Genomic DNA, 12824 nt, shown 5'->3' on the forward strand with positions numbered 1-12824 from the left:
GACTTTGGCTTAAGTCTTCGATTGAGCAGGGTTTGATCAAGATCAAAGAGGATTGCGCGGTAGTGTCGCATGGCTAGCTCTCTATTTTTTTATTCGCAGTATTGTTACAGGTTTTAGTTGATGTGGTTTTAGTTTTGAGATGAACGCTATTGTGATCGATATTGTGGATGTTTTGAGGCGATAAAAAGGGACCTTTCGATCCCTTTTCACTTCTCTTAAACTTTTAACAACGGCTTTAAGAATCTCGCCGTATGTGACACTTTAGATTTTGCCACTTCTTCTGGCGTACCTTCGGCAATAATATCACCACCACCTGCACCACCTTCAGGACCAAGGTCAATCACCCAGTCTGCAGTTTTGATTACATCGAGATTATGCTCAATCACCACAATGGTATTTCCTTTGTTGCGCAGCTCATGCAGGATATCTAGCAGCTTGGCAATGTCGTGGAAATGTAGCCCTGTGGTTGGTTCATCTAACACATACAAGGTTTTACCCGTATCGCGTTTAGCCAGTTCACGTGCTAACTTCACACGCTGTGCTTCGCCACCAGAGAGGGTGGTTGCTGACTGACCGAGACGAATATAGCCTAAGCCAACTTGAGTCAATGTCTCTAAACGACGGTGAATCACAGGAATGGCATCAAAGAAATGCATGGCATCTTCAACAGTCATGCCCAAGACATCAGAAATATTCTTACCTTTATAGCCAACTTCAAGGGTTTCACGGTTATAGCGATCACCATGACATGCATCGCAAGGGACATACATATCGGGTAAGAAGTGCATAGCGACTTTAATCATGCCATCGCCTTCACAGGCTTCACAGCGTCCACCTTTGACGTTAAAGGAGAAACGACCTGCGGCATAACCACGGGCTTTGGCTTCAGGGGTTTGTGCAAATAACTCACGAATTGGGGTGAATAAACCGGTATAGGTGGCTGGATTCGAGCGCGGTGTACGGCCAATTGGACTTTGGTCAATATCAACCACTTTATCTAAGAACTGTAAACCATCAATAGAATCAAATGGTTCAGCCGTAAGTGTTGTTGCACCATTCAATTGGGTTGCTGCCAATGGCAGCAAGGTACGGTTAATCAAGGTCGATTTACCTGAACCCGATACACCAGTCACACAAGTCATAATTCCGAGAGGAATCGTCAGGTCGACTTGTTTGAGATTGTGACCAGATGCACCCATCAGTTTGATATTTTCTTCAGGCTTTGGTGGTTTAACTCGCGTTGCTGGTACTGCAATTTTCAACTTGCCTGAAAGATATTGACCAGTCAGCGAATTTTCATTGGCTGCCAATTCGTCATAAGTACCCTCGGCAATAATATGACCACCGTGGATCCCTGCACCTGGGCCGATATCGATAATATGATCGGCTGCACGAATCGCATCTTCATCATGCTCGACCACCAGTACGGTGTTGCCGAGGTCACGTAGTCGTACCAATGTTTCGAGTAGGCGATCATTGTCCCGTTGATGTAAGCCAATTGACGGCTCATCAAGCACATACATTACCCCCATCAAACCTGCACCAATTTGTGATGCCAAGCGAATGCGTTGTGCTTCACCGCCAGACAGGGTTTCTGCAGAGCGTGACAGGCTGAGATAGTTTAGGCCGACAGAAACTAGAAAATGTAGACGTTCACGGATTTCTTTAAAAATCTTATCTGCAATTTCACCTTTAGCCCCCGTCAGTGTAAGGGTTTGATAATAATCTTCCGCATCGCCAATCGACATTTTAGTGATTTCAGCAATGGTTTTGTCCTGTACTTTGACGTGGCGTGAAATCTCATTTAAACGCGAGCCACCACAACTTTCACAAGCAGCATTAGACAAGTACTGTGATAGGTCTTCACGTACATAGTTACTTTCAGTTTCGCGATAGCGGCGTTCTAAATGTGGTAAGACGCCTTCAAAGACTTGTACACGATTATGTTTGCGACCACGTTCATCGATATAACTTAAGTCGACTTTTTCTTTGCCTGTGCCTTGAAGAAATTTCTTTTGGGTTTCTTTGGCCAATTCATTCCAAGGCGTGTCTAAGGATAGTTCAAAGTGCGCAGCGACTTTTTCAATCATGCTGTAATAATAAGGACGTTGTCTGTCCCAGCCACGAATTGCACCTTGGCTAATCGACAGTTCTTGGTTTGGAATCAGCTTTTCTGCACTAAAGTGATTGCGTGTACCTAAGCCATCGCAGACAGGGCAAGCGCCAAAAGGATTGTTGAAGGAAAATAAACGTGGCTCAAGTTCGGCGACTGCACGATCACATTCAGGACAGGAGTGTTTGGCTGAAAAGACCCGATCAGGATGCTCACCGTTCATCCAAGTGAGTTGGGCAATGTCGCCACCTAAACGTAATGCGGTTTCAAAACTTTCAGCAATACGATTGCCGAGATCTTCACGTACTTTAAAGCGGTCAACGACAACTTCAATGGTGTGTTTTTTCTTTTTATCGAGCTCTGGAGGGCTATCGATTTCAATAATTTCGCCATCAACACGTGCGCGGACAAAACCTTGGCTTTGTAGTTGTTCAAATAAATTGCTGTATTCGCCCTTGCGTTCACGTACCACCGGTGCAAGTAGCATCAGTGCGGTGCCTTCTTCGAGTGCTTTGACTGCATCAACCATTTCAGTGATGGTTTGTGCCACCATCGGTTGGTCATGTTCGGGGCAGAAAGGGGTACCCACACGTGCATAGAGCAGGCGTAAGTAATCGTAAATTTCAGTAATGGTGCCAACGGTTGAACGTGGGTTGTGGCTGGTCGACTTTTGCTCAATGGCAATTGCAGGACTTAAGCCTTCAATTGAGTCGACTTCTGGTTTTTCCATTTGGGAGAGGAATTGGCGTGCATAGGCAGAGAGTGACTCCACATAGCGGCGCTGACCTTCAGCATACAAGGTGTCAAAGGCAAGGGATGATTTACCTGAACCCGAAAGCCCCGTAATCACCACAAACTTGTCGCGTGGAATATCGAGGTTCACATTTTTTAAATTGTGGGTACGTGCACCTCGAATACGGATATGGCTTTGACTCATGTATGGATCCTAGAAAGTTCAAAAGTGATGTATATATGATAGCGCATGAAAAATGTTCAAGACCAACTTGAACATTTTATGCGACAAGTTATGACTTTTAAATCTTAATTGTTGATTTGTTCATTTTTTAAGCCCGCTGGCCAAGTGCGAGTGTTATAGGCACTTTCCCAGAATAACCATTCTAATTCAGCACCACGGGTATAGGCTTGATGCATTTTCTCAATGGTATCGGCATCGCTGCGTGCTGCAACACGATCAATCGTTTCAATGACTTGTTTTACAGCGAGGTTGAATTCTTCGCCTGCATAGGTGTCGATCCATGCCTGATATGGATTGTTTTCACTTGAATTGTTGACGATACCTTTACCGATTTCAGCATAAATCCAGAAGCAAGGCAGGATCGCAGCCAATATTACTGGGTAACTTTCAGACCAAGCTGTCGCGGTGAGAAAAGAGGTGTAATGATGGCAAGCCAAGCTGAGTGGGGTGTTTTCAAACTCATCTTTGCTGATATTAAACTCTTGCATAAAGCTGTCATGCAAGCTGCGCTCAACAATGATCGCAACTTTGGCCGACTCGGTGAATAAAATAATATCATCCGCATCAAAGGCTTTCGCTGCACAGACGGCTAATGCTCGGCCGTAAGCAACCAAGTAGTGTGCATCCTGAATCACATAATGACAAAAAGCGGCTTTGCTCAGTGTTCCATTCGCCAGTTCTTGGTTAAACGGTAAAGCCAACGTTTTTTCATAGAGCGCTAAATTGCGCTGCCATACATCTTGAGAAAAACTCATATCATCTGCCCGCGGAGATTTAAATAAAATTTTATGGTTTGGGACTATAACAAGAGTCGAGTCAAGAAGATACTTGATCATTAGCCTCAGATTTTACTTCAATTTATGTGCAGATGACGCGATCAACACAAGTGGTTAAAGGGGCTTGGAACCCATAATGGAAAGTGTTGAATTACATTTAAAATATTCCACAAAGTTGTAGCAATATGCGATGATGTTGATGATATTTTTTCGTTTTTTGCCAAGATTGATAAGATGAATGCTTTAGAACGTCGTTCGACATTTGCATTAAGTAGTATCTTTGCATTGCGCATGCTGGGCTTGTTCATGATTATCCCTGTGTTTTCAGTCGCAGGGCAGTCATATCAACATGCTACACCGACTTTGATCGGCCTTGCCGTCGGGGTTTATGGCCTAAGTCAGGCGCTTTTACAGATCCCATTCAGCTTATGGGCAGATCGCTATCACCGTAAAACGCTGATTGTGATCGGTTTGCTATTCTTTGCACTGGGTGGTGCAGTGGCGGCAATGTCAGAGAGCATCTATGGTGTAATTATTGGCCGTGCCATTGCCGGCGCTGGTGCTGTATCTGCTGTAGTGATGGCATTGTTGTCTGATGTCACCCGTGAGCAACAGCGTAGTAAAGCCATGGCAATCATGGGGATGAGCATTGGACTATCGTTTGTAGTCGCATTTAGCTTGGGTCCGTGGTTAACCAGTAAAGTGGGTATCTCTGGTTTGTTCTGGGTGACCAGTATCATGGGTGTTTTGGCTATTTTTATGCTATTCATGGTGCCCAAAACTACACGTCATCACCAGCAGCGCCGTCAAGATTATTGGGTGCAATTAAAACAAGTACTTAAAATGGGTGATTTAAATCGCCTACATGTGTCTGTATTTGCATTACATCTATTGCTTACGGCCATGTTTATTTATCTGCCATCACAATTGATTGAATTTGCAGATATTCCATTGTCAGAACATGGTTTGGTGTATTTGCCATTATTGGTGATTAGCCTATTTTTTGCGTTTCCAAGTATTATCTTGGCCGAAAAATATCGCAAAATGCGCGGTATTTTTATCACGGCAATTGTGGCCGTAATTGCGGGTTTGATTGTGTTAAGTTTTGGTTATCAGTCCAAATATGTTTTGCTGACTGGGCTCGCACTATTCTTTATTGCCTTCAATGTGATGGAAGCTTTATTGCCATCATGGTTGTCTAAATCGGCACCGATCCAATCGAAAGCAACGGCCATGGGTGTTAATGCCAGTGGTCAATTTTTCGGTGCTTTCTGCGGTGGTATGTTAGGTGGTCAACTTTTGATATTAAACAACACCACAATAGGTTGGAGTGTGTTGGCGGCAATTGCTATAATTTGGCTACTGATTAGTTTTGGTCTCAAACAACCGCGTTATCTGACCTCGCTAGTATTACCTTTACCTGTAGATCGTCAAGTAGATGAGTGGGCTACTCAGTTATTGGCAATTCATGGTATTGAGGAAGTGGTGGTTATGGCTGATCAGCAAGTTGCTTATGTCAAGCTTGATAAGCGCGAAATAGACGATGAAGTGCGACAGGATCTGGCGCACTTAGTCGGTAAAGATCTAGCCATTTAAACATAATGTTTATAAAGTAAAACATAGAATTGAATAGGAAGAGAGCAGCTCATGCGTGGTGTAAATAAAGTAATTTTGGTTGGAACACTTGGGAAAGATCCTGAAACAAAGACCTTCCAAAATGGTGGGTCTGTAACAAACTTCTCAATTGCCACCAGTGACTCTTGGACAGATAAAACCAGCGGTGAACGAAAAGAACAAACTGAATGGCATCGTATTGTTTTAAATAATCGTTTAGGTGAAATTGCTCAGCAGTATTTGCGTAAAGGCTCTAAGGTTTATATCGAAGGTTCGTTGCGTACACGTCAATGGACAGATCAAAATGGGCAAGAGCGTTACACCACTGAAGTTCGTGGTGATCAAATGCAAATGCTTGATTCTGCGCGTCAGCAAGGTGGTGGCGAGCAAGGTTTTGCTGAACAAAATACCGGTTATAATCAACCGCGTTTTAACAATCAAAACCAGAATACTCAAAACAATCAGCAAGGTGGTGGCTATAACAACCAAGCTCAACAGGGGGGTGGTTATAACAATCAACCTGCGCAAGGCGGTTATGGTAATGCAGCACCACAAGCGGCGAAACCTCAGCCTGCTGCACAAGCGCCAAGCGATTTAGATGATGATTTACCGTTCTAGACGAAGCATGTCTTAGATCCCAATGCTGTTATAAAGCAAAGCCCATTTGATATGGGCTTTTTTTTACGTGATGCAAGGCAAATTGAGCGATTAAATCGCTCAATTTGCCTTTTAACTTAGCGAATGATTTTTTCTAGCTCGGACATTGGAATGCCAATATTTTGATAATGCGCGCGTGTGCTTTCAAGTTTAGTGAAAACATCTTCATAACCGGTGGCATTGCCATAAGCATCAACATAGGTATAACCGCCGTGCACGATAAAGAGTGTGATCATTTCGGTAACATCTTCAGGAACATAGAGGGTGTGAGTTTCACCTGGCGGCTCGTAGGCAAATGATTTTTCTTCAGCAACCCAATCATGCTCTAAATAATACCAACGGCCTTTAAGTACAAAAGCATGCACTGTTCCCGTGTGGCGATGACAAGATAGCACCCCACTTTTACGAACTCGGAGTAAATTCACGTAATAACCGGCACTGGTGTTGAGCAGTAAAGGCTTAAAACTCACAGAATCTGAGGTGGGTACCCAAAGGTGATCATCTTCTAGAAATTGATCTAATACGCCCGGAATGACCAAATCAGGCGACATATAAGGTACTTGGGGCAGTTGAAATGGGACCACTTCTTTGCCATTGACTAATTCTGGGTTGCTCTGCTTACTCATTGCATTCTCCTTGAACACGGATCTTCATGACTCATTTTGGATATCAGTCCTGTATAAGATCGATAGTAGCAAAAGAAAAAAAGCCGTAGATTGCGTGTAATTCAAAGCATCTGTGAATATTAGTTAAGGCACGCCTCAGCACAGATTTGCTATGATGAGCTTAACTCAACATCATTCGAAGTTTTAAGGAGCTGCAAATATGGATAGCTATCGACAAATGATGGCGTTTATATGGGCGCATGAGCATGGAAGTTTTTCGGCAGCTGCACGTGCACACGACTTAACCCCCTCCGCAATGAGTAAGTTAATAGGTCGTTTGGAAAATAGATTGGGTATACGTCTAATTCAACGTGGTGCGCGGCAACTAACCTTGACGGAGGAAGGGGTTGCCTATTTAAAAAGCGCTAGAAATGTCGTTGCTGCTATGAATGAAGCTGACTCACTGGCTGAGGCCTTTCCGATACAGTTGAGTGGTGCACTCAAAATTCGAACCATGCCGACATTTGCACGGCATCAAATTTTACCGTGGCTGCCTGAGTTTCTAAATCAGTATCCTTTGATCAGTATCGATTTTGAACTGAATGCAGTGTATCAAGATGATTTTGATCGTGGGGTTGATATTGCGATTTATGGGGGGATGTTGCCATCATCTTCACGTATTGCGGCAAAAATTGGTGAGAGTGAATGGATTACCTGCGCCTCTCCAGCATATCTAAAAAAACAGGGTATTCCTCAACATCCGCAAGAACTGGTTAATCATCGGTGTTTTCATTTTAATTTTTCGAGTAGTTGGAATAATTGGGATTTTGTTGAGAATAATCAGAGTTTTATTGTGCCGGTAAAGCCTATTGCTTCATTTTCTCAAGGAGACTTTTTGAGGGATTTGGCACTTCGTGGTGAGGGTGTTATTCGCTTGGCAGACTATCATATTGGTGATGATATTCGTCAAGGTAGACTGGTTCCTATTTTAAGGGATTTTAAGTCGAATATTACTGAGCCGCAGTATGTCATTTATGCATATCGTAAATTGCAAAGTCCACGTATTCGCGCTTTTATTGATTTTTTACAAGATAAACTAAAACAGAGTCCTTGGCGGATTGACGCTTAGCTATTGTGCTGGCGCAGCCAGTGTAAGGGCGGTAATTATATGGCTGAACATCATGCTTTAAATACAGAAATACGGTCAAATAGACCGTATTTATTGTTTCTTTCTTTAGTACTTAGTCTTGAATGACAACGATACCATCCATCTCAACCAATGCATTTTTAGGAAGACTGGCAACACCAAGCGCTGCACGAGCAGGGTAGGGTTGAGCAAAGTACTCGCCCATAATTTGATTGACCAATTGAAAATGGGAAAGGTCAGTCAGGAAGATATTGAGTTTAACAATATCTGCTAATGAACCACCTGAGGCTTCACATACTGCTTTTACATTGTCAAAGACACGTCGGATTTGGGCTTCAATGCCTTCTACCAATTCCATGCTATACGGATCTAAACCAATTTGACCAGAGAGATAGAGTGTATTCCCGACTAAAATTGCTTGAGAATACGTGCCAATTGCTGCTGGTGCATTTTCAGTATGTATAACTTGGCGGGACATTGCCTTCTCCTTTATGAATTATATTTCATCATAAGGTAAAGCACTCAATCAAGGAAGCTTTTATTCATGCAGCTGCTTTAGCAAGCATGTGAAACAGAAGGAAGTGCTGCTGGCATATCGAGTCGAGTAATGCGAGGGAAGCCAAAACTCATACGCAGTTCTCGTATGATCTGAGCAATTTGATTGCGATCATGTACCACGATATTCACGTAGGTTTTACCATCTTGCGTTTGAACCATTTCTACGCCTGTTTTGGCTTTACGACATTGGTAAATTAGATCTGAAATTTGCTCATCCGTCATGCTGAGGTCAATAGAGAGGTAGGCCGTAAAGCTGACGTCCTCGACGTCCTCTGCTGTCCATTGCAGCAACATGATATTTTCAGGATGCAAATGCTGCTCATGAATCAAGTTGTGGCATTTTGTGCGATGCACAATTAAGCCACGGCGTGATAAATGACCTTGGATTGGATCATCCAATACGGGATTGCAACAATGTGCATATTTGACATCAACACCATCTGTACCTTGAATCAGTCGATTTGAATCCAGTTGATCATCGGCATTGTCTTGTGAGAATAGATGGTTGGCAACCAATTGTGGTAACAAGTCACCGACAGCGATTTGCTGGAATAACGTTTCTTTGTCTTGGATGTGACGCCACTGCAGTAGGTCTTTCCAGTCATCATCAGAGAGATCATTGATGGATAAGTTAAACAATTTTAAAGCGCGATTGAGGGCCTGTTGTCCAACCAAACGTTGCTCTTCAGCATCTTGATCTTTTAGGATATTTTGCAAAGCACGCCGTGCTTTTTGAGTATTGATGAAGCTAAGCCAATCTGGATTGGGTGTAGCGAGAACATCAGTAATTATTTCAATAACTTGTCCGCTTACTAGGGGGGTGGACAAGGGTTTTATTTCACCATTAATTTTTGCACCAACCGCATGATTACCCAAAAACAAGCTCGCAGAGTAAGCGAAATCAACGACGGTTGCGCCCTGTGGAAGCTCATGTAGCTGACCGTGTGGCGTATAGACCCCAATTTTTTCTTGGTGCAGATAATCAAGTAATTCACTGAATGTGGTTTTAGCACAAGCGCCATCGATCAGAACATTGAGGTTCTGCATTGAGGCTTGAATCGCAGAACGACAGGCTTGGGGCGCATTTTCACCCAATACGACGCCAAAACGCGCTGCTTTACGCATCAGCTCGGTTTGAATAGTGAGTGATAACGAGGTCTTTTCACCCTTTAATCGTAGCATTAACGATTGGTTGCCGCCCGGTAAGGGTCTACGAATATGGTCGTCATAATGCAGAACTTGGAAGTTCTCACGTAAGGATTCAACTAGACGGTCACAATCTGCAATGCTGTGTAAGATAATTTCAAAAGCGTGGCTATGTGTGAGTTCTTGTAGATTGATTTCATTTTTAACAAAATGTCTAAGTAGCTCAATATTATTATTTTTCTTTTTAATACGACCTTGAATATGATTTTTTTCGAGCAAGTCACTAAGATTCTGTTCCCAAATCGTTTGGTACTTACAGCGTTCAGGTTTGGTTTGGGCTAGGGCTTCTTGTACATTGTTGAACATGCCGAGATCGAGATTTTGATAACACAGATGCTCTAAGTTGTCTCCCATCTCGTTCATGCCGACGAGGCGGGCCATGGGGACGAAAATATCAAAGGTTTCTTGGGCAATGCGCGCGCGCTTATCGGGGCGTAAGGATTCCAAGGTGGTCATATTGTGATAGCGATCGGCTAGTTTGATAATGATGACACGCGGGTCTTGCAGGGTTGCTTGTAAAATTTTTCGAAAGGATGCGGCTTTATTATATTCTTTATCACTTGAATGGCTAAGTTTAGTGACGCCATCAACCAGCTCAGCAACAGTACGGCTAAATTTTTCAGTAATGTCTTCTTTGGTGAAGTCAGTGTCTTCAATAACGTCGTGTAACAACGCCGCCATTAGGGTTTCAGCATCAAGTCGCATGTGAGCCAAAATACAGCTCACCGCAATTGGGTGAAGAATGTAGGGCTCACCACTTTTGCGCGCAACGCCAGAATGCGCGATATCGGCATAATCACAAGCAGCAAGGACTCGCTCAACTTCAATTGAATTGAGATAAGCACTAATCATAAGATTAAGTTGCTGCTTGGCTTGACTGACCTCTTCACCTGGCATAGAGCACCTACTGACCTTTAGTAATAAACTTCCCAATCCTTTAATGAAATGCATATTGAGACACTTGTCAATTCTTTCATTACAAAAAGGGGTGTTTTTTTAAATAAAAAAGCCTTTTGTTTAATCATCTAACATCAGGATCAACAAAAAAGGCCTAGTGATGAACTAGGCCTTTAAGAGCATATTACAAGTTATTGAAAAGAGAAACCTTCTAGGTTTAAATTATTAGCAGAAAGTGCTAAATCTAAGCTAGATGTTTGATAATCTTGATCTCGTTGTTTCAAAATATCTTTAGTGACGTGTCCTGCTGCAATTTCACGAAGTGAAACAACAGTTGGTTTGTCGTTGTCCCATTCAACAGTAGGCTCAATGCCTTGGCGTGCCAATTGACGCGCACGTTTGCTTGCCACTAGTACAAGCTCAAAGCGGTTGTCTACATGATCCAAACAATCTTCAACGGTTACGCGTGCCATAACAATTCTCGTGTGAGTACATAATTTTTAAATAAGCGAATAAGTATAGGTGGCTTTTACGGCAGACTCAAGTTGAATCATGTTTGCGGCGTGATTAATTTTTGGATGAGATCTTGGTGTCGTCTTGCTTGTTGTTCCATTATCAGACGATTAGAGTTGATTACTGACTCAAGATCATGCAACGCCTTATTGAAATCATCATTGATGATAATGTAATCAAAGTTGGTGTATTGCTGCATATCCTCAACCGCACAACTGAGGCGATGTTCAATCACATCAACTGCATCTGTGCCACGATTAGAAAGGCGTTGGCGTAAATCAAACTGTGACGGTGGCAAAATGAAAATTTGCTTTGACTCAGGAAAAAGTTTGCGGACTTGTTCAGCACCCTGCCAGTCAATTTCAAGCAAGACATCATGGCCTTTGATCAGCTGATCACGAACCGTTGCGTGTGATGTGCCATAGTAATTCCCAAATACTTCTGCATATTCAATGAACTCACCTTGTGAAACTTGAGTAAGGAAGTCTTCTTTGGGACTAAAGTGATAGTGGACACCATCGAGTTCACCAGGGCGTTGCTGACGGGTCGTGTGTGAAACAGAAACGTGTAAATTGCTAACACGCTCAAGCAGGGCTTTGACCAAAGATGTTTTGCCTGTTCCTGAAGCGGCAGAAACGACAAACAAGAGACCCGACATGATATTTTTCCTGATATGATAAAATATCTTCTCTATTTTAGAGCAGATGTGCATTAAACTAAATAGCTAAGCTTAGTTTGATCATCATTTAATTTAATAAAACACTCATTTCGGGTGCGCATTGAGGTGCTATGGAAATTGTATTGGCCAATCCACGTGGATTTTGTGCAGGCGTAGACCGTGCAATTGCAATCGTCAATCGTGCGCTAGAGTGTTTTAATCCTCCGATTTATGTTCGACATGAAGTGGTACACAACAAGTTTGTGGTTGATGACTTGCGCCAGCGTGGTGCGATCTTTGTGGATGAACTGGACGAAGTTCCTGACAATAACATTGTAATTTTTAGTGCACACGGGGTCTCTAAGGCTGTTCAACAAGAGGCTGAACGCCGTGGTTTAAAAGTTTTTGATGCAACTTGCCCATTGGTTACCAAAGTACATATTGAAGTGACCAAATATGCCCGTGAAGGAATTGAAGCGATTTTAATCGGCCATGAAGGTCATCCTGAGGTGGAAGGCACCATGGGACAATACGATAAAAAAAATGGTGGCAATATCTATTTGGTTGAAGATGAACAAGATGTAAGCCAACTTGAGGTTTTGGATCCAAGTCGGGTGGCTTTTGTTACGCAAACGACGTTGTCAATTGATGATACGGCTAAAGTGATTGACGCGCTTAGAAGTAAATTCCCGAATATTCAAGGGCCGCGCAAAGATGATATTTGCTATGCCACACAAAATCGTCAAGATGCCGTGCGTGATTTGGCTGGGCGTTGTGATGTTGTGTTGGTGGTGGGTTCACCCAACTCATCCAATTCAAATCGCTTGCGAGAACTTGCAGAGCGTATGGGTAAACATGCGTACTTAATTGATAATGCGGATGAACTACAAAAAGACTGGTTTGAGGCCGGGGCGCAGGTCGGTGTGACAGCAGGAGCTTCAGCACCAGAAATATTGATTCGACAAGTGATTCAGCGTTTAGAGAGTTGGGGGGCGACTCAACCTCAGGAGCTGAGTGGACGCGAAGAAAGTATTACTTTTAGTTTACCCAAAGAGTTGCGGATTCAAGTGGTGCAAGCGGATAGTTAAACGTTGAGCGAAGCAG

Annotated in this window: 11 protein-coding genes; 4 read left to right on the forward strand and 7 right to left on the reverse strand. The window is 43.1% G+C overall.

From position 1 onward, the window contains the following. Window positions 1-215 precede the first annotated feature (215 nt). Both uvrA and tenA read right to left on the reverse strand, forming a co-directional pair. Window positions 216-3050 carry an excinuclease ABC subunit UvrA gene (gene uvrA, locus FD716_RS01750; RefSeq protein ID WP_139850653.1) on the reverse strand — a complete coding sequence of 945 codons (2835 nt, stop codon included), beginning with the start codon at window positions 3048-3050 and terminating at the stop codon, window positions 216-218. 104 nt (window positions 3051-3154) lie between these two features. Further along, window positions 3155-3844: a thiaminase II gene (tenA, locus tag FD716_RS01755; RefSeq protein ID WP_139850654.1), complete on the reverse strand. Its 690-nt coding sequence runs from the start codon at window positions 3842-3844 to the stop codon at window positions 3155-3157. 255 nt (window positions 3845-4099) lie between these two features. On the opposite strand from tenA, the gene FD716_RS01760 reads away from it, so the two are divergent. Together FD716_RS01760 and ssb are read left to right on the forward strand one after the other, a co-directional pair. Next, window positions 4100-5461 carry an MFS transporter gene (locus FD716_RS01760; protein ID WP_139850655.1) on the forward strand — a complete coding sequence of 454 codons (1362 nt, stop codon included), beginning with the start codon at window positions 4100-4102 and terminating at the stop codon, window positions 5459-5461. A 51-nt stretch (window positions 5462-5512) separates the two neighbouring features. Beyond that, entirely contained in the window at window positions 5513-6097 is a 585-nt protein-coding gene (ssb, locus tag FD716_RS01765; protein ID WP_139850656.1) for a single-stranded DNA-binding protein, read from the forward strand. 116 nt (window positions 6098-6213) lie between these two features. Here the strand turns inward: ssb and FD716_RS01770 are convergent, their stop codons facing one another. Beyond that, window positions 6214-6762, reverse strand: coding sequence for a 2,4'-dihydroxyacetophenone dioxygenase family protein (locus FD716_RS01770; RefSeq protein WP_139850657.1), 549 nt, complete (start codon window positions 6760-6762; stop codon window positions 6214-6216). 199 nt (window positions 6763-6961) lie between these two features. Here FD716_RS01770 and FD716_RS01775 point away from each other — a divergent pair, with 199 nt between their 5' ends. Then, window positions 6962-7870, forward strand: coding sequence for a LysR family transcriptional regulator (locus tag FD716_RS01775; protein ID WP_139850658.1), 909 nt, complete (start codon window positions 6962-6964; stop codon window positions 7868-7870). A gap of 112 nt (window positions 7871-7982) precedes the next feature. Here the strand turns inward: FD716_RS01775 and FD716_RS01780 are convergent, their stop codons facing one another. The 4 genes from FD716_RS01780 to gmk form a co-directional block, all read right to left on the reverse strand. Continuing rightward, window positions 7983-8366: a RidA family protein gene (locus FD716_RS01780; RefSeq protein ID WP_139850659.1), complete on the reverse strand. Its 384-nt coding sequence runs from the start codon at window positions 8364-8366 to the stop codon at window positions 7983-7985. A gap of 77 nt (window positions 8367-8443) precedes the next feature. Next, the gene (locus FD716_RS01785; protein ID WP_139850660.1) at window positions 8444-10549 is read right to left on the reverse strand and encodes a RelA/SpoT family protein; all 2106 of its coding nucleotides are present in this window, start codon (window positions 10547-10549) and stop codon (window positions 8444-8446) included. 191 nt (window positions 10550-10740) lie between these two features. Further along, on the reverse strand, window positions 10741-11022 hold the full coding sequence (rpoZ, locus tag FD716_RS01790; protein WP_139850661.1) for a DNA-directed RNA polymerase subunit omega: 282 nt from the start codon (window positions 11020-11022) through the stop codon (window positions 10741-10743). Window positions 11023-11099: 77 nt separating this feature from the next. Continuing rightward, window positions 11100-11720, reverse strand: coding sequence for a guanylate kinase (gmk, locus tag FD716_RS01795; protein ID WP_139850662.1), 621 nt, complete (start codon window positions 11718-11720; stop codon window positions 11100-11102). Window positions 11721-11851: 131 nt separating this feature from the next. Between gmk and ispH the strand changes: the two genes are divergently transcribed. Continuing rightward, window positions 11852-12808: a 4-hydroxy-3-methylbut-2-enyl diphosphate reductase gene (gene ispH / locus FD716_RS01800; protein WP_139850663.1), complete on the forward strand. Its 957-nt coding sequence runs from the start codon at window positions 11852-11854 to the stop codon at window positions 12806-12808. The last annotated feature ends 16 nt before the right edge of the window (window positions 12809-12824 follow it).

It is taken from the genome of Acinetobacter pullicarnis (genome assembly GCF_006352475.1).
Classification (GTDB): Bacteria; Pseudomonadota; Gammaproteobacteria; order Pseudomonadales; family Moraxellaceae; genus Acinetobacter; species Acinetobacter pullicarnis.

What these genes read in the sequence shown, in the direction of transcription:
- uvrA (WP_139850653.1), bottom strand. Translation starts at nt 3,050, where the DNA reads ATGAGTCAAAGCCATATCCGTATTCGAGGTGCACGTACCCACAATTTA.
- tenA (WP_139850654.1), bottom strand. Translation starts at nt 3,844, where the DNA reads ATGAGTTTTTCTCAAGATGTATGGCAGCGCAATTTAGCGCTCTATGAA.
- FD716_RS01760 (WP_139850655.1), top strand. Translation starts at nt 4,100, where the DNA reads ATGAATGCTTTAGAACGTCGTTCGACATTTGCATTAAGTAGTATCTTT.
- ssb (WP_139850656.1), top strand. Translation starts at nt 5,513, where the DNA reads ATGCGTGGTGTAAATAAAGTAATTTTGGTTGGAACACTTGGGAAAGAT.
- FD716_RS01770 (WP_139850657.1), bottom strand. Translation starts at nt 6,762, where the DNA reads ATGAGTAAGCAGAGCAACCCAGAATTAGTCAATGGCAAAGAAGTGGTC.
- FD716_RS01775 (WP_139850658.1), top strand. Translation starts at nt 6,962, where the DNA reads ATGGATAGCTATCGACAAATGATGGCGTTTATATGGGCGCATGAGCAT.
- FD716_RS01780 (WP_139850659.1), bottom strand. Translation starts at nt 8,366, where the DNA reads ATGTCCCGCCAAGTTATACATACTGAAAATGCACCAGCAGCAATTGGC.
- FD716_RS01785 (WP_139850660.1), bottom strand. Translation starts at nt 10,549, where the DNA reads ATGCCAGGTGAAGAGGTCAGTCAAGCCAAGCAGCAACTTAATCTTATG.
- rpoZ (WP_139850661.1), bottom strand. Translation starts at nt 11,022, where the DNA reads ATGGCACGCGTAACCGTTGAAGATTGTTTGGATCATGTAGACAACCGC.
- gmk (WP_139850662.1), bottom strand. Translation starts at nt 11,720, where the DNA reads ATGTCGGGTCTCTTGTTTGTCGTTTCTGCCGCTTCAGGAACAGGCAAA.
- ispH (WP_139850663.1), top strand. Translation starts at nt 11,852, where the DNA reads ATGGAAATTGTATTGGCCAATCCACGTGGATTTTGTGCAGGCGTAGAC.